Annotated in this window: 1 protein-coding gene; it reads right to left on the bottom strand. The window is 33.4% G+C overall.

The genetic code is table 11. From position 1 onward, the window contains the following. On the bottom strand, positions 1-739 hold a 739-nt coding region (locus tag AC1P5O_RS16630; protein WP_129718044.1), incomplete at its 3' end, for an IS982 family transposase. Between the last annotated feature and the right edge of the window lie 96 nt (positions 740-835).

The raw sequence follows: 835 nt of genomic DNA, 5'->3' as shown, positions 1-835 counted from the left end.
AGTTTTTTAACTGATCATTCACTGTTTCGATCAATCCTCTTCTGCAAAGCAATTGTTTTTCTTCTTCAGTTTGGATGGGTTTATTTTTCATATTCTTGCGTGACGGGGTTAATAGTCTGAGCCCCCTTGCTGCTAAAGCTTCAGTTTTTGCTTTACTCAGATAGCCTTTATCGCCCAGTAAAATACCTTTTAACTCTTGGGTTAAAGATTCAAGTACAGCAACATCATGAACACTTCCCGATGTAATCTTGAGATTAATAATTTCACCCAAGTTGTTGATAACAATATGGACTTTAAATCCATAAAACCAACCTGTGCTACTTTTACCACGACCAGCTAAGCCTTTAAATACACGATGTCTTTTAATTCTAAGATTATGGCAAACGACCAATTTAGTCGAATCAATAATACAAATTCCGGTATCTTCTCCTTTAACTTGATGGAAGAAACTACTCAAAGCTTGCAAACAACGCGGCATAATTTCAATAAAACGATTGTAACTAAGAAGCTTGGGAAAAGCTGATTTCCAAAATGGGATGATCATATGACAATAAAAATATTTGAAAAATCTAAACCCGGATTTATGAAATAAAATGACAATGGTCATGACTTCAGACAAGCTTAAAGCTGACTTTTTCATTGTTGTTTTTTGATCAGAAATTAGAGCTTTCTCTAAAGATTCATTAAACTTTTTGCAGAAATCATCCAAGATACAAAATAATTCGGTAATATAGTCCATGAAAAAGCCTTGCTCTGAAATGTTTTGTCTTCGTAACCAAGATATTACAGATGCTAAGGCTTTTTTTTATTTATTTTTTATGTCGAACTCAGGTTA

This window comes from Prolinoborus fasciculus (assembly GCF_056724605.1).
Note: the sequence above shows the minus strand (reverse complement) of the source record. Positions and strands in the feature narration are given on the sequence as shown.